The sequence below is a fragment of the Mesorhizobium sp. M0227 genome (genome assembly GCF_040321855.1).
In the GTDB taxonomy this organism is placed as follows: Bacteria; Pseudomonadota; Alphaproteobacteria; order Rhizobiales; family Rhizobiaceae; genus Mesorhizobium.
In genome coordinates, this window is sequence record NZ_JAMYSJ010000003.1 from 42968 (window position 1) to 66401 (window position 23434).

21 protein-coding genes are annotated in these 23434 nt (G+C 63.7%); 17 read left to right on the top strand and 4 right to left on the bottom strand.

Annotated features, from left to right (window positions below):
* Window positions 1–71: 71 nt before the first annotated feature.
* Window positions 72–2750 (top strand): DNA translocase FtsK, encoded by a 2679-nt coding sequence (locus NKJ00_RS05760; protein WP_352629109.1) that lies wholly within the window; start codon window positions 72–74, stop codon window positions 2748–2750.
* A gap of 87 nt (window positions 2751–2837) precedes the next feature.
* Here the strand turns inward: NKJ00_RS05760 and fsa are convergent, their stop codons facing one another.
* Complete coding sequence (fsa, locus tag NKJ00_RS05765) at window positions 2838–3494, bottom strand: fructose-6-phosphate aldolase (protein WP_127270489.1); 657 nt, start codon at window positions 3492–3494, stop codon at window positions 2838–2840.
* Window positions 3495–3584: 90 nt separating this feature from the next.
* On the opposite strand from fsa, the gene NKJ00_RS05770 reads away from it, so the two are divergent.
* Entirely contained in the window at window positions 3585–5768 is a 2184-nt protein-coding gene (locus NKJ00_RS05770; protein ID WP_352629111.1) for a primosomal protein N', read from the top strand.
* Between the two features lie 48 nt (window positions 5769–5816).
* Here NKJ00_RS05770 and NKJ00_RS05775 read toward each other — a convergent pair whose 3' ends face one another.
* A complete protein-coding gene (locus NKJ00_RS05775) occupies window positions 5817–6062 on the bottom strand; it encodes a type II toxin-antitoxin system Phd/YefM family antitoxin (RefSeq protein ID WP_352629113.1) in 246 nt (81 codons plus the stop codon).
* Between the two features lie 65 nt (window positions 6063–6127).
* On the opposite strand from NKJ00_RS05775, the gene NKJ00_RS05780 reads away from it, so the two are divergent.
* From NKJ00_RS05780 to NKJ00_RS05810, 7 genes are all read left to right on the top strand, one after another.
* On the top strand, window positions 6128–6823 hold the full coding sequence (locus tag NKJ00_RS05780; RefSeq protein ID WP_352629115.1) for an aspartate/glutamate racemase family protein: 696 nt from the start codon (window positions 6128–6130) through the stop codon (window positions 6821–6823).
* A gap of 95 nt (window positions 6824–6918) precedes the next feature.
* Window positions 6919–7314, top strand: coding sequence for an AGROH133_08824 family phage infection protein (locus NKJ00_RS05785; RefSeq protein WP_352629117.1), 396 nt, complete (start codon window positions 6919–6921; stop codon window positions 7312–7314).
* A 246-nt stretch (window positions 7315–7560) separates the two neighbouring features.
* Window positions 7561–8121, top strand: coding sequence for a F0F1 ATP synthase subunit delta (locus tag NKJ00_RS05790; RefSeq protein ID WP_352629120.1), 561 nt, complete (start codon window positions 7561–7563; stop codon window positions 8119–8121).
* Window positions 8121–9650: a F0F1 ATP synthase subunit alpha gene (atpA, locus tag NKJ00_RS05795; protein WP_023811756.1), complete on the top strand. Its 1530-nt coding sequence runs from the start codon at window positions 8121–8123 to the stop codon at window positions 9648–9650. Before NKJ00_RS05790 ends, atpA begins: the two co-directional genes overlap by 1 nt.
* 31 nt (window positions 9651–9681) lie before the next feature.
* On the top strand, window positions 9682–10566 hold the full coding sequence (locus tag NKJ00_RS05800; RefSeq protein WP_023811757.1) for a F0F1 ATP synthase subunit gamma: 885 nt from the start codon (window positions 9682–9684) through the stop codon (window positions 10564–10566).
* 70 nt (window positions 10567–10636) lie between these two features.
* Entirely contained in the window at window positions 10637–12244 is a 1608-nt protein-coding gene (gene atpD, locus NKJ00_RS05805; protein ID WP_023811758.1) for a F0F1 ATP synthase subunit beta, read from the top strand.
* A gap of 113 nt (window positions 12245–12357) precedes the next feature.
* The gene (locus tag NKJ00_RS05810; RefSeq protein WP_013529039.1) at window positions 12358–12765 is read left to right on the top strand and encodes a F0F1 ATP synthase subunit epsilon; all 408 of its coding nucleotides are present in this window, start codon (window positions 12358–12360) and stop codon (window positions 12763–12765) included.
* Window positions 12766–12883: 118 nt separating this feature from the next.
* Here NKJ00_RS05810 and NKJ00_RS05815 read toward each other — a convergent pair whose 3' ends face one another.
* Complete coding sequence (locus NKJ00_RS05815) at window positions 12884–14419, bottom strand: mannitol dehydrogenase family protein (RefSeq protein ID WP_352629124.1); 1536 nt, start codon at window positions 14417–14419, stop codon at window positions 12884–12886.
* Between the two features lie 143 nt (window positions 14420–14562).
* On the opposite strand from NKJ00_RS05815, the gene uxaC reads away from it, so the two are divergent.
* The 8 genes from uxaC (at window position 14563) to NKJ00_RS05855 (ending at window position 21664) form a co-directional block, all read left to right on the top strand.
* On the top strand, window positions 14563–15975 hold the full coding sequence (gene uxaC, locus NKJ00_RS05820; RefSeq protein ID WP_352629126.1) for a glucuronate isomerase: 1413 nt from the start codon (window positions 14563–14565) through the stop codon (window positions 15973–15975).
* Between the two features lie 36 nt (window positions 15976–16011).
* Entirely contained in the window at window positions 16012–16989 is a 978-nt protein-coding gene (locus NKJ00_RS05825; RefSeq protein ID WP_128304059.1) for a TRAP transporter substrate-binding protein, read from the top strand.
* A 100-nt stretch (window positions 16990–17089) separates the two neighbouring features.
* Window positions 17090–17620 (top strand): TRAP transporter small permease, encoded by a 531-nt coding sequence (locus tag NKJ00_RS05830; protein WP_031213442.1) that lies wholly within the window; start codon window positions 17090–17092, stop codon window positions 17618–17620.
* 4 nt (window positions 17621–17624) lie between these two features.
* On the top strand, window positions 17625–18905 hold the full coding sequence (locus tag NKJ00_RS05835; protein ID WP_127269374.1) for a TRAP transporter large permease: 1281 nt from the start codon (window positions 17625–17627) through the stop codon (window positions 18903–18905).
* A 7-nt stretch (window positions 18906–18912) separates the two neighbouring features.
* Complete coding sequence (locus NKJ00_RS05840) at window positions 18913–19689, top strand: FadR/GntR family transcriptional regulator (protein WP_128304058.1); 777 nt, start codon at window positions 18913–18915, stop codon at window positions 19687–19689.
* Between the two features lie 22 nt (window positions 19690–19711).
* The gene (kduI, locus tag NKJ00_RS05845; RefSeq protein WP_128304057.1) at window positions 19712–20563 is read left to right on the top strand and encodes a 5-dehydro-4-deoxy-D-glucuronate isomerase; all 852 of its coding nucleotides are present in this window, start codon (window positions 19712–19714) and stop codon (window positions 20561–20563) included.
* Window positions 20560–21318, top strand: a complete 759-nt coding sequence (gene kduD / locus NKJ00_RS05850) for a 2-dehydro-3-deoxy-D-gluconate 5-dehydrogenase KduD (RefSeq protein WP_023811767.1) — start codon at window positions 20560–20562, stop codon at window positions 21316–21318. The genes kduI and kduD overlap by 4 nt, the downstream gene beginning before the upstream one ends.
* A 10-nt stretch (window positions 21319–21328) precedes the next feature.
* Window positions 21329–21664 (top strand): cupin domain-containing protein, encoded by a 336-nt coding sequence (locus tag NKJ00_RS05855; protein ID WP_023811768.1) that lies wholly within the window; start codon window positions 21329–21331, stop codon window positions 21662–21664.
* Between the two features lie 157 nt (window positions 21665–21821).
* Here NKJ00_RS05855 and NKJ00_RS05860 read toward each other — a convergent pair whose 3' ends face one another.
* Complete coding sequence (locus NKJ00_RS05860) at window positions 21822–23243, bottom strand: coniferyl aldehyde dehydrogenase (protein ID WP_352629129.1); 1422 nt, start codon at window positions 23241–23243, stop codon at window positions 21822–21824.
* Between the last annotated feature and the right edge of the window lie 191 nt (window positions 23244–23434).

Sequence of the window (23434 nt, forward strand, 5' to 3'; positions counted from 1 at the left end):
TCCATCCGGGAAGCAACTGTTAACCACTCGCTCCCTATTGCTCGGCAGACATTTCAAAGTGAGTCTTGAGAATGGAAGCCAAGCGTTTTTCCCGGGTCAATTTATCGACGGCTGCATTGCCTGATGGCCCCGAGGGGAAGCGCTTGGAGAGCATCGGCGACAGGGGTGGTCAGCGAAGTTCTTCCGCGGCAGGCGACCTCGATCGTCCGGCTCGCAAGGAGCCGGACGGCCGGCAGCCCACCACACGCCGGGCCGGCTATTCCGCACCGGTGGTCGACCTCGGCGGCAACAAGCGGCCCTATATGGAACCGCGGGGTTGCTCGGACGATACGCCTTCGAAAATCGGCGATATCGAGAGCCCTGCCTGGCAGGAATATTTCTTCCTTGCACCCAATGTGCGTTTTACACGCACGCCGGACTATGAGGCCAGGAAGCATCGTCCGCAGCAGGAGCGTGTTGTCGAACACGCCGCGACGCGCCCAGCAGAGCAAGCCGTTGCGCAATCGATGATCAACGGGGCGTCCTCCGCGCCTTCGCTCCTGGCATTGCCGGCTTCGGTGAAAAGCCCTGCTTCCCAGCCGCTGGCCGGCCACGCCTCGCAAGGGTCATTACCGCCGGCTGCTGCTTTTGTTGCCCCGGAGCGCGCCAGGGAGAAGGCGCCAGCCGTTGCGCCGGTGCCGCCGAGGTCGGTCGCTACGGCACGGGCATCCGCGCGCGCGTCCGTTGCTCCGGGCGCCAAAACGACCACTTCCGAAAGGCTGCGCTGGCCATATCTTTCGGATCATGCCTTCTTCGAGGCTATGGCACCCTATCTGGTCGACGTTTCGTCGCCGGCCCGGCAGACCGGTCCAGCGTCGCCTGCACCGGTCGCCGTAGCGCCAGCGACCACTATGCCGATCGACATCCGCCCAGGGACCGATGCCACCGCATTGTTTCGTGTCATCGACTGCCTTCCGGGCCAGGCCTTGAAGCCGTTGCCGGATGTTTGGCCGGCCAATTCGAACTGGACCGTCGCCCAACCCGGCGTGCCAGCGAGCAATGCGCCGTCGCCGGTCCAGGCTGTCGCAATCCCAGCCGCCAAAAGCGACGCCGTTTCCGCGTCGGCCGCGCCAAGTGTGAACGTCCCTGCCAGGGCCGTTGGCGCCCGCTCCGCGCGCTTGCCTGGGGCTGGAAAGGTCGTGCTGTCAACCGCCGGCGATCCCTATGAGCTTCCCTCGGAAGAGCTGTTGCAGCAGCCACCGGAGGGACAAGGCTTCTACATGTCGCAGGAGCGGCTCGAGCAGAACGCCGATCTGCTGGAAAGCGTGCTCGAGGACTTCGGCGTGCGTGGCGAGATCATTCATGTTCGCCCAGGCCCGGTCGTCACGCTCTATGAGTTCGAGCCGGCGCCGGGCGTCAAATCTTCTCGCGTCATCGGGCTTGCCGACGATATCGCCCGCTCCATGTCGGCGATTTCGGCGCGCGTCGCCGTCGTGCCTGGCCGCAACGTCATCGGCATCGAGCTCCCGAACGAGACGCGCGAAACCGTCTATTTCCGGGAGCTGATCGAATCGGAAGGCTTCCGCAAGACCAGCTGCAAGCTGGCGCTTTGTCTCGGCAAGACGATCGGCGGCGAGCCGGTCATCGCCGAGCTGGCGAAGATGCCGCATTTGCTGGTGGCCGGAACCACCGGCTCCGGCAAGTCGGTCGCCATCAACACCATGATCCTGTCGTTACTCTATCGGTTGAAGCCGGAAGAATGCCGGCTGATCATGGTCGATCCCAAGATGCTCGAACTCTCTGTCTATGACGGCATCCCGCATCTTCTGACGCCCGTCGTCACGGACCCCAAGAAAGCCGTGACGGCGCTCAAATGGGCGGTGCGCGAAATGGAGGACCGGTATCGCAAGATGGCGCGGCTCGGTGTGCGCAACATCGACGGCTACAACGAGCGTGCCGCCGCTGCCCGCGACAAGGGCGAGACGGTTGTCATGACGGTGCAGACCGGCTTCGAAAAGGGCACCGGCGAACCGCTTTTCGAACAGCAGGAAATCGACCTTGCGCCGATGCCCTACATTGTCGTCATCGTCGACGAGATGGCCGACCTGATGATGGTCGCCGGCAAGGAGATCGAAGGCGCGATCCAGCGACTGGCGCAGATGGCGCGCGCTGCCGGCATTCACCTGATCATGGCAACGCAGCGCCCCTCGGTCGATGTCATCACGGGCACGATCAAGGCCAACTTTCCAACCCGGATTTCCTTCCAGGTGACATCGAAGATCGACAGCCGCACAATCCTGGGCGAGCAAGGCGCCGAACAATTGCTTGGCCAGGGCGACATGCTGCACATGATGGGCGGCGGGCGCATCTCGCGCGTGCACGGGCCGTTTGTTTCCGACGCGGAGGTCGAGCATGTGGTCGCGCATCTCAAGGCGCAGGGGCGCCCCGAATATCTGGAAACCGTGACGGCCGATGAGGACGAGGAAGAAATCGAAGAAGACCAGGGCGCGGTCTTCGACAAGGGATCCGTCGCAGCCGAAGACAGCGATGCCATCTACGATGAGGCGGTCAAGGTGGTGGTGCGCGACAAGAAGTGTTCGACGTCCTACATCCAGCGCCGCCTCGGCATCGGCTACAACCGCGCCGCGTCCCTGGTCGAGCGTATGGAAAAGGAAGGTTTGGTCGGCACACCCAACCATGTCGGCAAACGCGAAATCATTATGGGCCGGCGCCAGCCGGCGAACGCGCCTGAGGATGACGGCGCGGATTGAGCGGCAGTCTGCTTGGAGCGCACACGAAAAAGGCCGGTTGCCCGGCCTTTTCATCACAAGCGAATTGGCTTTAGCCGATCGCCATTCTCAGCCGATCTTCTGGCCGGTTTTTGCCCAGTCGGCGAGGAACTGTTCCAGACCCTTGTCGGTCAGCGGGTGCTTGACCAGTGCCTTCAGGGTCGCCGGCGGCGCGGTCACGACATCGGCGCCGATGAGTGCCGCCTGCTTGACGTGGTTCACTGTGCGCACCGAAGCGACGAGGATCTCGGTCTGGAAATCGTAGTTGTCGTAAATCTGCCGGATCTCCTGGATCAGCTCCATGCCGTCGATGCCGATGTCGTCGACGCGGCCGACGAAGGGCGAGATGAACGAGGCACCGGCCTTGGCCGCCAGCAACGCCTGGTTGGCCGAAAAGCACAGGGTGACGTTGACCAGGCGGTTCATCTCGGTGCGGATCGTCTTGCAGGCCTTGAGCCCGTCCAGCGTCAGCGGCACCTTGATGCAGACATTGTCGGCGATCTTGGCCAGAACCTTGGCCTGCTGCATCATCTCGGAATATTCGGTGGCGGTGACTTCAGCCGAGACCGGACCCTTGACGATGTCGCAAATCTCTTTGGTGACGTCGGCGATCTTGCCGCCGGATTTGAGGATCAGCGACGGATTGGTGGTGACGCCGTCGAGCAGCCCCAGATCGTTCAGCTCACGGATATCCTTGACGTCGGCGGTGTCGACAAAAAATTTCATGACGGGTCTCCTGAAGATTTTCATGTGCATGTCATGCACATTCGGGGTCGGCCTTTGATCTAGACCAAAGTCAGGGCAAGGTCACGCCTCATGATCGAAGATTCGCCCTTTGTCGCAGCCGCACCGGTGCTGGTGCCGATGCCCGCCGAACGCCCCTACACCTACGCCGTGCCGGCCGGCATGCACGTGGTGCCGGGCTCGATCGTGCGCGTGCCGCTTGGGCCGCGGCAGGTCGCCGGTATCGTCTGGGATGGCGCGGTCGAGAAGGTCGACGCGAAAAAGCTGCGCCCCATCGCACAGGTCTTCGACTGCCCGCCGATCGACCGCGCGATGCGCCGTTTCGTCGACTGGGTGGCGCAGTACACGCTGTCGCCTCCGGGCATGGTGGCGCGCATGCTGCTCAGGGCGCCGGAGGCTTTCGACCCCGAACCGTGGATCGAGGGGCTGCAGCGCACGCTTCTCGTGCCCGACAGGATGACGGGCGCCAGGCAGCGCGTGCTGGAGACGGCCGAAGGTGGGCTCGCCTGGACGCGATCCGGCCTCGCCCATGCCGCGGGCGTATCGTCAACGGTGATCGACGGGCTGAGGGCGCAAGGCGTGTTCGAGACGGTGATGATCCCGCCGCGACCGGTGGTGGCCGCGCCTGATTCCAGCTACGCCATACTGGAACTGATGCCGGACCAGAGCGACGCGGCGCTGATGCTGCGCGCCAATGTCGCAGCCGGTGTGTTCAACGTCGCGCTGCTCGACGGCGTCACCGGTTCGGGCAAGACGGAGGTCTATTTCGAGGCGGTGGCGGCCGCGCTCGACCAGGGCAAGCAGGTGCTGATCCTGCTGCCGGAAATCGCGCTGACGCATGCCTTTCTCGAGCGCTTCCAGCAGCGCTTCGGCGCCAAGCCGGGCGAATGGCATTCCGACCTGCCGCCGCGGATGCGCGAAAAAGTCTGGCGGCAAGTGGCGGAAGGCGGCGTGCGGGTCGTCGCCGGTGCGCGTTCGGCGCTGTTCCTGCCGTTCAAGGAGCTCGGCCTGATCGTCGTCGACGAGGAGCACGACCCTGCCTACAAGCAGGAGGACCGCGTCTTCTACAATGCGCGCGATATGGCGGTGGTGCGCGGCCATATCGGCAGCTTCCCCGTGGTGCTGGCGTCGGCGACGCCGTCGGTCGAAAGCCGGGTCAATGCCAGCCAAGGTAAATACAACAGAGCGGTGCTTTCCGCTCGTTTCGCCGAGGCGGCGCTTCCGCATCTGAAGGCGGTCGACATGCGGCGCGCGCCGCCGGCGCGTGGCGGTTTCCTGTCGCCGGTGCTGCTCGACCAGATGCGCCAGACGCTGGAGAGGCAGGAGCAGTCGCTGCTGTTCCTCAACCGGCGCGGCTATGCGCCGCTGACGCTGTGCCGGGTTTGTGGCCACCGCTTCGGCTGCCCGGTCTGCTCGGCCTGGCTGGTCGAACACCGTTTTCGCGGCCAGCTGGTCTGCCATCATTGCGGGCACAATGAGCGCCGCCCCGAAGCCTGCCCGGAATGCGGCACGCTCGATCATCTGGTCGCCTGCGGGCCAGGTGTCGAGCGGATCGCCGAAGAGGTCGTTGCGCATTTTCCCGACGCGCGCACCATCGTCTTGTCGTCGGACCTGATGGGCGGCGTAAGGCGTCTGCGGCTGGAGCTGGAGGCAATCGCCGATGGCGAGGCCGACATCGTCATCGGCACGCAGCTCGTCGCCAAGGGCCACAACTTTCCCAACATGACCCTGGTCGGCGTCGTCGATGCCGATCTTGGCCTTGCCAATGGCGATCCGCGCGCCGCCGAGCGCACATTTCAGCTGCTCAGCCAGGTCACCGGCCGCGCCGGCCGCACCGGCAAGAAGAGCCTTGGCCTGCTGCAGACTTTTCAGCCCGACCACCCGGTGATGCGGGCGATCGTCTCGGGCGACGCCGAGGCGTTTTACGAACGTGAGATCGCCGAGCGCGAACGGGCCGCACTGCCGCCCTTCGGCCGGCTCGCAGGCGTCATCGTTAGTGCGGTGACGCGGGCTGAAGCCGAAGGCCATGCACGTGGCCTGCGCCGCGCCGCGCCGGAGGCCTCAGATCTGTTCGTGCTGGGGCCAGCCGAGGCGCCACTGTCACTGCTCGGCGGCCGCCACCGCTTCCGTCTGCTGATCCAGGGCGAACGGCGCGCCGACATGCAAGGGTTTATCAGGGCTATGCTGGCCAACGGGCCTAAGCAGCGCGGCTCGGTCAGGGTGCAGGTCGATATTGATCCGCAGAGCTTTTTGTGAGTTGAACGCCGCCGGCCACTCTCGGTAAATGAGCTTATAGAGAGCGGATCAAAATTCGACGTCCCTCAATGGCGATTCATTTCGCTCAAGTTCGATGCCGCCCGGATACCGAAGCAAAAAGTCCCCGAAGTTTTTCTGGCTGTCTTGGGGATAAAGCTTTCGCCCCTCAGCAACCGGAATGACCATGGCGGTCGGCTTGCCGTTTCTCGTGATAATGGTTGGCTCGCCGTTTCCTGCGGCCCCGACGATTGCCGAGAGCCCCACCTTGGCCTGCCGAAGCTCAATAGTTTTCACGACGACCTCCTTTATAGTCTCGTGTGTTTATAATATCGCGGCTACCCAGCAAAGGAACAGCCACCATGAAAACCCTTGGCCTTCTGGGCGGCATGAGTTGGGAATCGACCGCGATCTACTACCGCCTGCTCAACGAGATCGTGCGCGAGCGGCTGGGCGGGCTGCATTCGGCCAAATTGCTGCTCTGGTCGTTCGATTTTGCCGAGCTCGCCGAGCGGCAGCATCACGGCGACTGGGACGGCGCCGGCGTGCTTCTTGTCGAAGCGGCGCGCAAGCTCGAGGCCGGCGGCGCGGAAGGTCTGCTTTTGTGCACCAACACCATGCACAAACTGGCCGACCAGGTGCAGGCGTCGGTGTCGATCCCGCTGATCCACATAGCCGATGCCACCGCGGTGGCGGTCAAGCGCGCCGGCATGCAGCGCCCGGCGCTGCTGGCGACGCGCTTCACCATGGAACAGGACTTCTACAAGGGCCGGCTCGCCGAGAAATATGGCTTGGCCCCCGTCGTACCCGATGCGGCCGGGCGCGACATGGTCCATCGTGTCATTTATGAGGAACTGTGCCGGGGCATCGTCACGGAGTTCTCGAAGGCGGCTTATATAGCCGAGACAGAACGCCTGCGCCGCGAAGGGGCGGCCGATAGCGTCATCATGGGCTGCACCGAGATCACCATGCTCATTGGTCAGCAGGATTTCGACATTCCGGTCTTCGACACTACGCGCATTCATGCCGAGGCAGCGGTGGAATTCGCGCTCGGCTGATGCGCTTCTCCTAAAGTGCCTGATGCCATCTGGCGCGGCGTTTTTCCTCCGCTAGAATGCCCGGAATTTCAAAACAGGCACTTCGAGGGGACAAGATGGATTTTGCGCTTCCATGGCCGACGAGCCAGGGCGAATGGCTGGCCTGGTCGAGCGCCGTCTTCACCGTGCTGCTCGGTCTTTTGTTTTTTCTGGCACCTGGTCTCGCCTTCCGTGCCCTGCGCCTGCAGGTCAAGCCAGAGAAGGCTGCCGCGATCGCCGAGGGGCGCGGCAGGATGTCGGGCTTTTATCTCGGTGTCGGCCTGTGCTGTATCCTTCTGGCGCAGCCGCTGATCTACATGGCGCTCGGCTTTTCCTGGTTGTTCACCGCCTTCGGCCGGCTGCTGTCGATGATGTCGGATGGCGCCAACACGCCTTTCAATTGGGTTTCCATTGTGCTGGAATTGGTGCTGGCGGCGTTTCCGCTCGCCTTTGCCTTCGGCTTTCTGCCTTGAATCGTTGGGTATTCCGCGATGGAAGACGGGTGACTTTCGCCGGATGCGACAATAGTGCCTGAAAACCATGCGGAACGACGCATTGCGGTCTTAAAATGCCTGTGCTAGACGGCAATCGACTTTCGGCCGGGGATAGCGGAAGCCGCGCCTCCGTGCTCGAAAAAATGCAGTAAGGTCAAAGATTTAGCCAGAGTTTTTGCTCGCGCCAACAATCTACGGCCTGTCAGACAAGAGAAAAGACGGTCCGTGGCTCAATCGTCATCGCCAATCTCAGGTGTCGCAGAACGCTATGCGGGTTCGCTGTTCGAACTCGCCCTGCAGGCAAATTCCGTGGCCAAGGTCGAAGCCGACCTCAACAGTTTCGAAGCCATGCTCGCGGGCAGCGCTGATCTCACCCGGCTAATCAATAGCCCGGTGTTCTCCAGCGAGGACCAGGCGAAGGCCATTGCGGCGATTGCCGACAAGGCGGGGATTGCCGGCCTCACTGGCAATTTCCTGCGCGTCGTCGCCCGCAACCGCCGGCTGTTCGCCATTCCCGGCATGATCAGGGCGTTCCGCCAGATATCAGCCGAACATCGTGGCGAGACCGCTGCTGAAGTGACGTCGGCTCACGAACTGACGGCTGCCCAGCAGGCCGAACTCAAGGCGGCGCTGAAGAGCGTTGCCGGTAAGGACGTGGCCATCTCCGTCACCGTCGATCCGTCGCTGCTCGGCGGGCTGGTGGTCAAGATGGGCTCGCGCCAGATCGATACGTCGCTCAAAACCAAACTCAATTCGCTCAAGCTTGCACTGAAAGAGGTCGGCTGATGGACATCCGCGCCGCGGAAATTTCCGCAATTCTGAAAGACCAGATCAAGAATTTCGGTAAGGAGGCCGAGGTCTCCGAAGTTGGACAGGTGCTGTCCGTCGGTGACGGTATCGCCCGCGTCTACGGCCTCGACAATGTCCAGGCCGGCGAAATGGTCGAGTTTCCCGGCGGCATCCGCGGCATGGCGCTCAACCTCGAAGCCGACAATGTCGGCGTCGTCATCTTCGGCGCCGACCGCGACATCAAGGAAGGCGACATCGTCAAGCGCACCGGCGCCATCGTCGACGTCCCCGTCGGCCCCGGCCTGCTCGGTCGCGTCGTCGACGCGCTCGGCAATCCGATCGACGGCAAGGGTCCGATCAAGGCAGTCGAGCGCAAGCGCGTCGACGTCAAGGCGCCCGGCATCATTCCGCGCAAATCGGTGAACGAGCCGATGTCGACCGGCCTCAAGGCCATCGATGCGCTGATCCCGGTCGGCCGCGGCCAGCGCGAGCTGGTCATCGGCGATCGCCAGACCGGCAAGACCGCCATCATCCTCGACACGATGCTCAACCAGAAGTCGGTGCACGACAACGGCCCCGAGAAGGAAAAGCTCTACTGCGTCTACGTCGCCGTCGGCCAGAAGCGCTCGACCGTCGCGCAGTTCGTCAAGGTGCTGGAAGAGCGCGGCGCGCTCGAGTACTCGATCATCGTCGCCGCCACCGCTTCCGATCCGGCGCCGATGCAGTTCCTGGCGCCGTTCGCCGGCGCCACCATGGGCGAATATTTCCGCGACAACGGCATGCATGCGCTGATCAGCTACGACGATCTGTCGAAGCAGGCCGTCGCCTATCGCCAGATGTCGCTGCTGCTGCGCCGTCCGCCGGGCCGCGAAGCCTATCCGGGCGACGTCTTCTACCTGCACTCGCGCCTGCTCGAGCGCGCCGCCAAGCTCAACGACGATCTGGGCGGTGGTTCGCTGACCGCCCTGCCGATCATCGAAACGCAGGCCAACGACGTGTCGGCCTATATCCCGACCAACGTAATCTCGATCACCGACGGCCAGATCTTCCTTGAAACCAACCTGTTCTTCCAGGGCATTCGTCCCGCGGTGAACGTCGGTCTGTCGGTGTCGCGCGTCGGTTCTGCCGCGCAGATCAAGGCGATGAAGCAGGTTGCCGGCTCGATCAAGGGCGAACTCGCGCAATACCGCGAAATGGCGGCCTTCGCGCAGTTCGGCTCGGATCTCGATGCCGCCACGCAGCGCCTGCTCAACCGCGGATCGCGCCTCACCGAACTCCTGAAGCAGCCGCAGTTCTCGCCGCTGAAAACGGAAGAGCAGGTCGCGGTGATCTTCGCCGGCGTCAACGGCTATCTCGACAAGCTGCCGGTCAACCAGGTCGGCAAGTTCGAGCATGGCCTGCTCAGCCACATGCGTTCGGCCGGCAAGGACGTCCTCGATGCCATCCGCAAGGAAAAGGCGCTGTCGGACGATCTGCGCGCCAAGCTGAAGGCCGAGATCGACGCTTTCGCCAAGACCTTCGCCTGAGCGAATTGCAAGACGGGATCAGGTTTGAAGCATGCCTTCATTAAAAGACCTTCGTAACCGTATCGCCTCGGTCAAGGCGACGCAGAAGATCACCAAGGCGATGCAGATGGTCGCCGCGGCGAAGCTGCGCCGTGCGCAAGAGGCTGCGGAAGCGGCGCGCCCCTATTCGGAGCGCATGGGTTCCGTGCTGGCCAACATCACCCAGGCCATCGGCGGCGGCGGCGATGCCCCGGCGCTGATGACCGGCACCGGCAAGGATGACGTGCATCTGCTCGTCGTCTGCACCGCCGAGCGCGGCCTGTGCGGCGGCTTCAATTCGCAGATCGCCCGCCTTGCCCGCGACCATATCCGCAAGCTTTTGGCGGACGGCAAGCAGGTCAAGATCATCTGCGTCGGCAAGAAGGGTTTCGACATCCTGCGCCGCGACTATGCGTCGATGATCATCGACCGCGTCGATCTGCGCGAGGTCAAGACACTCGGCTTCGTCAATGCCGATGCGATCGCCAAGAAGGTCATCCACCTCTTCAATGAGGGCGGCTTCGACATCTGCACGCTGTTCTATTCGCAGTTCAAGTCGGTGATCAGCCAGATCCCGACCGCGCAGCAGATCATTCCGGCCGGCGTTGCTTCGGCTCCTGCCGAGGCGACGGATGGCGGCAACGCCGTCTACGAATATGAACCGGAGCCGGGCGAAATCCTCTCCGACCTCATTCCGCGCAACATCTCCGTGCAGGTTTTCCGGGCGCTGCTCGAAAATGTGGCCGGCGAAATGGGCGCCAAGATGAGCGCCATGGACAATGCGACGCGCAACGCCGGCGACATGATCAACAAGCTGTCGATCACCTATAACCGCCAGCGGCAGGCGCAGATCACCAAGGAACTGATCGAAATCATTTCGGGCGCCGAGGCGCTCTAGGCGCGGTTCGCGGGTCATCGACCCGCGATCGGACCGCGTGAGAAACAAAGGACGAAAAAGGGTAAAGACGATGGCGAAAGCAGCGACCCCCCAGAAGGCGACATCCAAGACGGCAGCCCCCAAGGCCGCAGCCGCGAAAACCGCAGCCCCCGTGAAGGCGGCAAAGGCTCCAGCAGCAGCCGCGAAGGCTGCCCCGGCCAAGGCAGCAGCGCCGGCGAAGGCGGCCGCTGCCAAGACATCGGCAGTGGCCAGCAAGGCAACCGGCGTTGCCGGCAAGGTCCGCCAGGTCATCGGCGCCGTTGTCGACGTGCAGTTCGGCGATCACCTGCCGGCGATCCTGAACGCGCTCGAGACGACCAATGTCGGTAACCGACTGGTGCTCGAAGTCGCCCAGCACCTGGGTGAAAACACCGTGCGCTGCATCGCCATGGACTCGACCGAAGGTCTGGTTCGCGGCCAGGAAGTGCGTGACACCGGCGCGCCGATCACCGTGCCGGTCGGCCCGGGCATGCTCGGCCGCATCATCAACGTCATCGGCGAGCCGGTCGACGAAGAAGGCCCGGTCGACGCGACCGAAATGCGCTCCATCCACCAGCCGGCTCCGACCTATGTCGAGCAGTCGACGGAAGCGCAGATCCTGATCACCGGCATTAAGGTGCTCGACCTGCTGGCGCCCTACGCCAAGGGCGGCAAGATCGGCCTGTTCGGCGGCGCCGGCGTCGGCAAGACCGTGCTGATCCAGGAACTGATCAACAACATCGCCAAGGCGCATGGCGGTTACTCGGTGTTCGCTGGCGTCGGCGAGCGCACCCGCGAAGGCAACGATCTCTATCACGAGTTCATCGAATCCGGCGTCAACAAGAAGGGCGGCGGCGAAGGCTCCAAGGCGGCACTCGTCTACGGCCAGATGAACGAGCCGCCGGGCGCGCGCGCCCGCGTCGGCCTGACCGGCCTGACGGTTGCCGAATATTTCCGCGACCAGGGCCAGGACGTGCTGTTCTTCGTCGACAACATCTTCCGCTTCACGCAGGCCGGTTCGGAAGTGTCGGCTCTGCTTGGCCGTATTCCTTCGGCCGTGGGCTATCAGCCGACGCTCGCCACCGACATGGGCGCGCTGCAGGAACGCATCACCACCACCACCAAGGGCTCGATCACGTCCGTGCAGGCCATCTACGTGCCCGCCGACGACTTGACCGATCCGGCGCCGGCGACCTCGTTCGCCCACCTTGACGCGACGACGACGCTCAACCGCGCCATCGCCGAAAAGGGCATCTATCCGGCCGTCGATCCGCTGGATTCGACCTCGCGCATGCTCGACCCGCTGGTCGTCGGCGACGAGCATTATGGCGTCGCGCGCCAGGTGCAGTCGATCCTCCAGCGCTACAAGTCGCTGCAGGACATCATCGCCATCCTGGGCATGGACGAGCTGTCGGAAGAGGACAAGCAAACCGTGGCCCGCGCCCGCAAGATCGAGCGCTTCCTGTCGCAGCCGTTCTTCGTCGCCGAAGTGTTCACCGGGGCGCCGGGCAAGCTGGTCGACCTCGCCGACACCATCAAGGGCTTCAAGGGCCTCTGCAACGGCGACTACGATCACCTTCCGGAAGCTGCCTTCTACATGGTCGGCGGCATCGAGGAAGCGGTCGAGAAGGCACAGCGCCTCGCGGCTGAAGCGGCTTAATTTAGGGAATAGGGAGTAGTCAGTAGTGAGTGGGGAATAGCAGCTGCGTAATGTGGACCGGTTAGGGCCACTTACTACTGCCTAGTTCCTATTCCCTACTCACTAAATTGATCATGGCTGAAGCTTTCAAGTTCGAACTGGTCTCGCCGGAGCGTCTGCTCGTTTCCGAGCAGGTCGAATCCGTCGTCATTCCCGGCGCCGAAGGCGAGATGACCGTCATGGCGCATCACGCTCCGGTCATGACCACGATCAAGCCGGGCGTCGTCACGGTGAAGACCGCGGCGGGCGGCGAAGAGCGCTATGTGGTGTTCGGCGGCTTCGCCGACATCGTTCCGGCCGGCTGCACGCTGCTGGCGGAATCGGCTGTCGCGGTGAAGGATGTCGACCGCGCCGATCTCGCGCGCCGCATCCAGGAAGCCAAGGAAGACGCCACTGATGCCAAGGACGACGAGGCTCGCAGCAAGGCGGAACAGTTCCTTAGCCAGCTCACCACGCTGGAAGGCGCCATCCTGCCGGCGTAAGGCCTGAGCGCAGACTCTGGAATTCATGCCATTGGTAGCGCGCAGGACGGGCGTTCTGTCGCGATCCTTCGCGCCTAGGGGCGCTGTCCCGCCGACATCATAACCGCGAGGCCGTAGCTCAGGCCTGCTCGCTCTGTATGCCGAGCGCGGCGAAGGCCAGAACCGGACCATCGCGCCGCAGGTGGACGAGATGGACAGCCACGAGTTCGATCAACGTCTGCCGCTCGGCATGGTCCCTGGTGAAGCCGGCCAGGTCGAACACCGCGGTCACGGTTTCGTTGGCCGGCAGCTGCTCGCTCAAAAGTGCCGTCAGCGCCGCGTCGAGCGGATCGGTGAAATGTCCCGCCGGCAAGGTTTTTCCTCGCGCGGCGCAAGCGGCGATCCAGGCAGCCACCACCAGGGTTAGATGGACCAATTCAGTACCGGCTTCGAGGCATTCGATGGCGGAGGCGACGATGCGCTGCGGCAGTTTCTGGCTGCCGTCATTGGCGATCTGCGCCGTGCGATGGGCAAGTGCAGTGTTGGAAAAACGCTCCGCGAGCTCCGCAGTATAGGCGCTCGTGTCCAATCCGGCATCCTCGGGCAGGGTCGGGATGGCTTCGGCCCACAATGCATCAACGAATTGCCGGATCGCCGGGTCGGCGAAGGCGCGGTCGACGGTGGCATGACCGCTGAGCAGGCCAAGATAGGCGATGGCCGAATGCGAGCCGTTGAGCAGCCTGAGCTTCATGTCCTCGAACGGGCCGACATCGCGAACCATGGTGACGCCGAATTGTTCCCACGCGGGCCGGCCAGTCGGGAACTTATCTTCGACCACCCACTGACAAAACGGCTCGGTCATCACGGGCCAGGCATCCTCGACGCCGAGTTCTTCAGCGATCCGCACCCGATCGGCGTCAGTGGTTGCGGGCACGATGCGATCGACCATGCTGGAGGGAAACGCGACTTGTTGTGCGATGTGGTCGGCAATTCCGACATCGCTCGATTGCGCGAGCCCGGCATCTCGCAACTGGGCGAATTCGACCAACAGCCGGTGCAGCGTGGCGCCGTTGGCCGGCAAATTGTCGCAACACAGGACAGTGAAGGGCGGCGTGCCGGCGGCGCGTCGCCGGGCAAGCGCCTCGGTCAGAAAACCATGCGCTGTCTTCGGCATCCGGGGATTGGCCAGATCATGGGCGATATCGGGATGTGCGGCGTCCAATCCGCCGCCTGCCGCCCTCAGATAGGCCTTTTCAGTGATCGTCAGCGTGACGATGCGGGTGCGCGGATCGGTCAGCGCGACCAGCACCGCCCTGGGATCCTCCGGCGCCACCAGCATCACACCGATCGAACCGATGACCTGAAGCCTTTCGGTTCCACTGCTTCTGATCGCCAGCGTGTAGAGCCCGTCCTGCGGCGTGAGAGCGTCGCGCGTGTCGGTGCTGCGCAGCGAAACGCCTGTTATGCCCCAATCCGCGTCGCCTGCCGCCAGGCAATCGTCGACATAGGCTGCCTGATGGGCGCGGTGGAAGGCGCCGACACCAAGGTGCACGATGCCCGGGACGACGCGGCTGCGATCATACGCAGGTGTCGCGATCGATGCCGGCAGCGCGCGCACCGTCTTCGTGGAAAGGCGTTCGGTCGTCGTGGTGCGACTGGTCTGGTCGGATGACATGAGTGGCCTCGGCAGGGATCGGCAAAGCGGCGTAACATTCGATTTCCTGCCACACAATGGGTCGAAAAGTCATCATACAACAATCGAATTTTTGTATGTTGACATTATTTCTTGCCGCCCCTACCGATAGTGGCCTTGGGAGGATGACCGTGACACTGATCCATGCGGATCTGCTGTTTCCCGCCGAGGCGCATTCGCGCGCGATTGCCCGTGATCTCTATGCCGGGATCAAGGACCTGCCCCTTGTCAGCCCGCATGGCCACACCGATCCGCGCTGGTATGCGCTGAACGAGCCATTCCCGGATCCGGCGCAACTGCTCATCGTCCCGGATCACTACATCTTCCGCATGCTGTTCAGCCAGGGCGTCCGCCTCGAGGATCTCGGCGTCGCGACGCTGGACGGCGCGCCTGTCGAAACCGACGGCCGGACGATCTGGCGGCGCTTTGCCGAGCACTATTATCTGTTTCGGGGCACACCGACCCGGCTGTGGTTCGACCACGTACTTGCCGATCTGTTCGGCATCGACGAACCGCTGACCGCCGCGACGGCCGACCGCCACTACGACACGATTGCAACGCTGCTGCAGTGGGAGAATTTTCGCCCGCGCGCGCTGTTCGAGCGTTTCAACATCGAGGTCATCGCGACCACGGAAGGCGCGCTCGACGATCTCAAATGGCACCAGATGATCCGCGACAGCGGCTGGCAGGGCCGTGTGGTCACCGCCTACCGGCCGGATGCCGTCGTCGATCCTGATTTCGAGGGGTTTTCACCCAATCTCGATCGGCTCGGCGAGATCACCGGCTGCGACACCGGCAGCTGGGCCGGATATCTCGACGCGCATCGCCAGCGGCGCGCCTTCTTCAAAAGCTTCGGCGCGACTTCGTCAGATCATGGCCATCCGACGGCCGAGACCGCCAATCTTTCGGATGCGGCGGCGCAAGAGCTGTTCAATCGGGTTCGCCGTGGTTCCGACGATGAGCGCGAGCGAAAACTGTTCCGCGCCCAGATGCTGACCGAGATGGCCAAGATGAGCCTCGACGATGGGCTGGTCCTGCAGATCCATCCCGGCTCCTGGCGCAACCATTCGCCCGCAATCTTCCAAAAATTCGGCCGCGACAAGGGCTTCGATATCCCGACCCGGACCGACTATGTGACGGCGCTGAAGCCGCTGCTCGACTGCGTCGGGCTGGAGCGCGACCTCACCGTCATTCTCTTTACGCTCGACGAAACCAGCTATGCGCGCGAGCTGGCGCCGCTGGCCGGCGTCTACCCGGCGCTGAAGCTCGGGCCGGCCTGGTGGTTCCACGACAGCCCGGAAGGCATGCAGCGGTTCCGAGAGATGACCACCGAGACGGCCGGCTTCTACAACACCGTCGGCTTCAATGACGATACCCGCGCCTTTCCATCGATCCCGGCACGTCACGATGTGGCGCGGCGGGTCGACTGCGCGTTCCTGGCGCGTCTCGTCGCCGAGCACAGGCTGCGCGAGGACGAGGCGCATGAGCTGGCGCGGGAACTGACCTATACGCTGGCGAAAAAGGCGTATCGGCTCTGAAGGGGCAACTCGCCCGCAATGCAAAGGGAGGAAACCATGTTGCATTTTTCAAGACTGACGGGAGCTGCGCTGCTCGCCGCCGCACTGATGGCCGGAATGGCAAGCGCCCAGACGGTTCTGCGCTCGTCCGACACCCACCCGGACGGCTATCCGACGGTCGAGGCAGTCAAATATTTCGGCGAGCTTGTAAAGGAGCGTACGGCCGGCCGCTATGCGGTCGAGCTCTATCATTCCGCGCAGCTAGGCGAAGAAAAGGACACGATCGAGCAGGTTCGCACCGGCGTGATCGACCTCAACCGCATCTCGATGGCGCCGTTCAACGGGCTCATTCCCGAAACCACTGTGCCCTCGCTGCCCTATATCTTCCGCTCGGAAGACCATATGCACAAGGTCATGGACGGGGCGGTCGGCGATCAGATCGCGGCGGCGTTCGAACAGGTCGGGCTGGTGCTGCTCGCCTTCTATGACAGTGGCGCGCGCTCCTTCTACAATTCGAAGAAACCGATCAACTCATTAGCCGATCTGTCCGGCATGAAGTTCCGCGTCATCCAGTCCGACATCTTCGTCGACATGGTGGCGGCACTCGGCGCCAACGCGACTCCGATGCCGTATGGCGAGGTGTATTCGGCGATCGAGACCGGGGTCATTGACGGCGCGGAAAACAATTTTCCTAGCTACGACACCGCCAAGCATGCGGAAGTCGCCAAGTTCTATTCGCTCGACGAGCACACTATGGTGCCGGAAGCCTTCGTCATGGCGAAGTCGAGCTGGGACAAGCTGACGCCGGAGGATCAGGCGATCTTCAAGGCGGCCGCCAAGGAGAGCGTCGCCAGGCAGCGCGAGCTGTGGACCGCCAAGGTCAAGGAATCGCGCGCCAAAGTCGAAGCGGCCGGTTCGCAGATCACGACGCCGGACAAGCAGCCCTTCATCGACGCCATGGGTCCGGTCTACGAGAAGCACGTCAAGGACGACAAGCTGAAGGCCATGGTCGAAGCCATCAAGGCCGTGCAGTGATCAAGCGGCGGCGCGGGCATTCCGCGCCGCCATCCCCTTGCGGAGAGAACCGGTGACCTCCAGCCCAGCACACAGACCGCCCCTGTCCGGCGTCGCCCGCATGATGTCGCGCGTCAGCACAGCGGCGCTATGGGTCGCAGGCATCGGGCTGGTGCTGATGACCGCCTTCGTCGCCTGGCAGGTGTTCGGTCGTTATGTCCTGAACCGCTCGCCAAGCTGGACCGAGCAGGGCTCGGTGATGCTGATGAGCTGGTTCATTTTCCTCGGCGCTGCCGTCGGGGTGCGCGAGAACTATCACCTCGGCTTCGACGTCCTGCTCTACGTGCTGCCCAAAGGCGGCAAGCGTTGGCTGCGGATGATCTCGGACCTCGTCGCGCTCGCCTTCGGCATCGGTATGATCTGGTATGGCAGCCAACTGGTCGCATTGACCTGGGGCGCTACCTTGCCGTCGCTCGGCATATCGGGGGGCTGGGACTACGTCCCGCTGGTCGCGGGAGGCGTGCTCGTCGCGCTCTTCACGCTGGAGCGCATCGTGCTTCGTCTCTCCGGTGCGCCGATCGACGATGTGCTCGATGAACTGCCGCCGGCGGAAGTCGCAACCGAACTCGACACGGCGAACGTGAAGGTCTGACGGCATGGAACTCTGGATCCTCTTCGGCGTCTTCACCCTTCTGATGCTTATCGGCACGCCGATCGCTTTCTGCCTCGGCGTCGCAAGCTTTGCCACCGTCCTCTACATGGGCCTGCCGCCGCTCATCGTGTTCCAGCGCCTGAATTCCGGCATGAGCGTCTTTTCGCTGCTGGCCATTCCCTTCTTCATCTATGCCGGCGACTTGATGGTGCGCGGCGGCATCGCCAGCAAGATCGTTGCCTTCGCCGGCTCGCTCGTTGGCCATTTGCGCGGCGGCCTCGGGCAGGTCAACATTGCGACCGCTACACTATTCGGCGGCATTTCGGGCTCCGCCGTGGCCGAGGCAGCGGCGGTCGGCGGCTTGATGATCCCGCAGATGAAGGCGCGTGGATATGGAGCGGATTACGCCGTCAACGTCACGTCGATGGCGGCGCTGATCGCGCTGCTCCTGCCGCCGTCGCACAACATGATCATCTACTCGATCTCGGCAGGTGGAAAGATCTCCATCGCCGACCTGTTCACGGCCGGCATCATTCCGGGCCTGCTGTTGGCCCTGTCGCTGATGATCACCGCCTATTTCGTGGCGCGCTCCCGCGGCTATCCGACCGAGCCGTTTCCGGGCTTCACCGCCGTCGCGCATCTCTTCGCTGTCGCGGTGCCCGGCCTGCTGCTGATCGCGATCATCTTCGGTGGCGTACGATCGGGCGTTTTCACGGCGACCGAGAGTTCCTGCGTCGCGGTCATCTATGCGTTGCTCGTTACTGTCTTCGTTTACCGGCAGATGACTTGGGAAGGTTTCGTTCATGCCACCCATGGTGCCGTGCGCACCACGGCCATGGTGCTGCTCATTATCGGCATGGCGGCGGCGTTCTCGTGGTTGATGGCCTTCCTGAAAGTGCCGGCAGCGCTCATAGCCTCCATGAACGCGATCTCGGACGATCCGCTGGTCGTGCTTCTCCTGCTCAACGTCTTGATGCTGTTCCTCGGCACCTTCATGGACATGGGGCCGACGATTATCATCTGCACGCCGATCTTCCTGCCCGTGGCGCAAGCCTACGGCGTCGACCCGGTGCATTTTGGCGTTATCATGATCCTCAACTTCGGCATCGGGCTGAATACGCCGCCGGTGGGCGCTGTGCAGTTCGTGGCGTGCGCAGTGGGCAAGATATCCGTCTGGGAAGCGATGCGCTCGATCTGGCCGTTCTATGGGGCCGGGCTCGTGGTACTGGGGCTCGTCACTTACATTCCGGCCATTTCGCTCTGGCTACCGAGCGTCTTCAAATAGGGGCGACATGGCATCGGACACCGCAACCGACCTCAGGGTCGAGAGAAAACCCAAACTGTCGGAGACCGTGGTCGCGACGATCCGCAAGCAGTTGCAGGCGGGTGAGATCCTGCCCGGCCATAAATTACCGACCGAAGGCCAACTGACCGAAACCTTCGGCGTCAGCCGCACCGTCATCCGCGAGGCGCTGGCCAAGCTTGCCGCCGACGGGCTGGTCGAACCGCGCCAGGGCGCCGGCGTCTTCGTCACAGAGCACATCTCGACAATGTTCGGCGCGCTGGCCGCCGACATGGGCAGCAAGGATTCGATCGCACTCAACGTGCTCGAAGTGCGGCTGGCGATCGAGATCGAATCGGCCGGGCTCGCCGCCATCCGTCGCAACGCCGCGCAGGAGGCGGCGATCCAGGAAGCCTTCTTCGAATTCGAGCGGCTGCTGCTTGCCAGCGAGCCGACCGGTCCGGCCGACCTCGCCTTCCATCGCGCCATCGCCAGCGCCACCAGCAACCCCTTCTATGTCGAGATGCTCGACGTGCTCGGCCGGCGCGCCATCCCGTGCGACGTGACTTCGCCCTGGTCGACCGAACTGGCGCAATCCGACAGCTACCAGCGCGGGCTGCAACGCGAGCACCTGGTGATCCTCAACGCCATTACCTCTGGCGATGCCGAGGCCGCGCGCGAGGCGATGCGCGCACACCTCACCGCCAGCCAGCAGCGTTACCGCGAGCGGCTGCATGCACGTCAGGCTTTTTATTCCAGTTCGGTCAAGGCCGCCGCCGGCAAATGACCCATCTCAAGTCAGGACGAAAATGAGCCAGAGCCATATCGACTGTACATCACGCTTTGCCATCGACCCGGTCGCCGCCGCGGCGATGGGAACCGATGAGCTGCGTCACAATTTCCACATTGACGGCCTGTTCCAGCGCGGCCGCATCAGCCTGACCTACACCCATTACGACCGCATGATCGTTGGTGGCGCCGTGCCGACTGGCGCACCGCTGCCGCTGGAAGCGATCAAGCCGACCGGCACGAAGAACTTTCTCGACCGCCGCGAGCTGATCGCCGTCAACATCGGCGGCGCGGGCGTCATCACGGCCGGCGGCCAGTCCTTCGAATTGCAGGCGCGCGACATGCTCTATCTCGGCATGGGCACCACCGACGTGTCCTTCGCCTCGGTGGACAAGACCGCGCCGGCTAAATTCTATCTGCTCAGCGCGCCTGCGCATCAGGCCTGGCCCAGCCGGCTGATCCGCATCGGCGACGCCAAGCGCCTCGATCTCGGCAGCAAGGACACCTGCAACGAGCGTTCGATCTTCCAGTTCATCCATGCCGAGGGCGTGAAGACCTGCCAGCTGGTGGTCGGCATGACTCAGTTGGCTCCAGGATCGGTGTGGAACACCATGCCATGCCATGTGCATGACCGGCGCATGGAGGCCTATCTCTATTTCGACCTGGCCGAGACGGCGCGCGTCTTCCATTTCATGGGCGAGCCTGACGAGACGCGCCATATCGTCATGGGCAATGAGGAGGCGGTGCTGTCGCCGGGATGGTCGATCCACTCCGGTGCCGGCACTTCCAATTATGCTTTCATCTGGGCGATGGCCGGCGACAATGTCGACTATACCGATGTCGACCCGGTGGCGTTGGGGGATCTGCGGTGAGCGACCCCTTCAGCCTTACCGGAAAACGTATCCTGGTCACCGGCGCCAACACTGGCATCGGCCAAGGCATCGCCGTGTGCGTCGCACGCGCCGGGGGCGCGGTGGTCGGCGTCGGCCGCTCGTCGATGGACGATACGGCAGACAAGATTGCGGCGGTGGGCGGGCAATTCGAAGCGGTGAGCGCCGACCTTGCCGACACTTCGGCCGCCGGCCTGTTGCTCGACCGGATCTGGGACGAAAGCGGTCCGCTCGACGGGCTGGTCAACAATGCCGGCATCATCCGCCGCGCCGATGCCGTCGATCTCAGAGAGGCCGATTGGGACGACGTCATGGACGTCAACCTGAAGACGGTTTTCTTGCTCTGCCAAAGCTTTGCAAGGCGTGCCTTGGCCGCTGAGCGGAAAGGCAAGATCGTCAACATCGCCTCGGTGCTGGGCTTTCAGGGCGGCATCCGTGTCGCGTCTTACACGGCCTCGAAGCATGGCGTGCTCGGCATCACCCGGCTGCTCGCCTGCGAATGGGCGCAAAAAGGCATCAACGTCAACGCCATCGCGCCGGGCTATATCGAGACCAACAACACGCAGGCGCTGCGCGCCGATCCCGACCGCAGCGCCGCCATCCTGGCGCGGATCCCGGCCGGTCGCTGGGGGGAAGCGGGCGACATTGGCGATGCCGCCGTGTTCCTGCTGGCGCCGGCGTCGAACTACATGCATGGAGCGGTGGTGCCGGTGGATGGCGGCTGGCTTGCGCGATGAGGAGACGACGATGACCACAAAGATTTTCGCGCATGCCGGCGAGGGCGCCTGGACGCCGACCCCGGACGGCAACAGGCGACGCGTTCTCCTGCATACCGACGAGTTGATGCTGGTCGAATTCGGCTTCGACAAGGGTGGCGTCGGCGCCCTGCATTCGCACCCACACGTCCAGGCTAGCTATGTCGCCGAGGGCCGCTTCGAGGTGACCATCGACGGTAGGACCGAAACCATCGAGACCGGCGGCAGCTTCATTGTGCCGTCCGGTCTGGTGCACGGCGTCAAGGCGCTGGAAGCAGGGCGGCTGGTCGACAGCTTCACGCCGCACCGGGCCGATTTCCTCGGCTAGCCAGGGAAGACCCGCACCTCAAAAGAGGCGCGGGTTGTTGCCTGGGCGCTTGTGGCGCCGCGGTACTCAAGACATGACCGCAGGATGCGAACCTGCCGCATGATGGTGAACATAGGCTTAACGCGCCGGGTGTTCGTGATGGCGGTGACTGCGTCGGTCAGGTGATATGCCGGAGCAGGCTGAAGAGCCGCTCGAACGTCTTGCCGTAGGGCGGGCGCAACAAGGCTCCCGCGCTCAGCCGGGACTGCAGGAAAACCGGCTTCTCCTTGCTGAAGGTGCGAAAGCCCCATTCGCCGTGATAGGCGCCCACGCCGCTGGCGCCGACGCCGCCGAACGGCTGGTTCTCCTGCACCAGATGCAGCATGCAGTCGTTGATGGTGACGCCGCCGGCGACGGTCTCATGCAGGATGCGTTGACGGTTGCCGCTGTCGCGCCCGAACCAGTAGAGCGCCAGCGGCCGGTCCGCCCCGTTCACATGGGCTATCGCCTCGTCGATCCCGGCATATTCGACGATGGGCAGTACCGGCCCAAAAATCTCCTCGCGCATCAGCCGCAGGTTTGCGCCGGCGTTGCGGACCAGGGTCGGCGGCAATTTCCGGTTTGTCGCGCCGAATGCCTCGCCGGCCGGGTTGATTTCGGTGACATCGGCGCCGGCATTACGCGCCTCGGTGATCATGTCGCGCAGGCGCTGGTGGTGCCGCTCGCTGATGATGGCGGTATAATCGGGGTTGTCGCGCAGGGTTGGGTAGAGCTTCGCGATCGCCGTTGCGAGCTTCGCGGCGACCGCGTCTGCTCGCCCCTTCGGGACCAGAAGATAATCCGGCGCGATGCAGGTCTGCCCGGCATTCAACAGCTTGCCGTAGGCAATGCTGGATACCGCCGCGTCGAGGTCGCATGACGGATCGAAGATTGCCGGCGACTTGCCGCCGAGTTCGAGCGTGACCGGGGTCAGGTTGGCTGCCGCGGCTATCGCGACCTGGCGTCCGACCGCGGTCGAGCCGGTGAACAGCAAATGATCGAAAGGCATCGACACGAAGGCCTTTCCCATCTCCGCGTCGCCGCTGATGACGCTGAGCTCATCGGGTGCGAAATGCTCGGCAACGAGTTTGGCCAGCAGCGTTGAAAATGTCGGCGTCAGTTCGGAAGGTTTTATGAGTACGCGGTTGCCGGCGGCAAGGGCCGCGGTGACCGGCGCGACAGCGAGCTGGAAAGGATAATTCCAGGGCGACACGATGCCGACGACACCCAGTGGCTGCGGAAGGAGGCGATTTCTGCCCGGCAGGAACGGCATAGTGGTGGCGACGCGGCGTTCGCGCATCCAGCCCCTGAGGTGCGACAGCGCGTGGCGGATACCGGCGCGCACGACGAACAGTTCCGCAAGACGCGTCTCATGCGCGGAACGGCCGCCAAAGTCGGTGTCGATGGCGGTGCAGATGTCGGCTTCATGCCGCTCGGTCAACGCCAACAGGCGTTTCAGGCGATCCTTGCGGATGCCAAAGTTGGGGAAAGGCTGCGCCTCGAAGGCAGCACGCTGCAACCGAAACCGCTCGCCGAGAGCATCCTGAATGGCCTGCAGCATCGCGCCCTCCCTGACTTGTCGGGCCGAGCTTACATCGTGGTGCGTGGCGGAATCCAGCGGGGGTGCAGGTCTCGCAAGGGAAGGTGCTGCGGCGAGCCTTGGATCAATCGGTCAGCTTCCGCGTTCGCGCCGCAGGCTTTCCTTGTGCCGGCTTGTTCTGGTTGTGGTCCGGTGTCAGCTGCGCTAAGGCA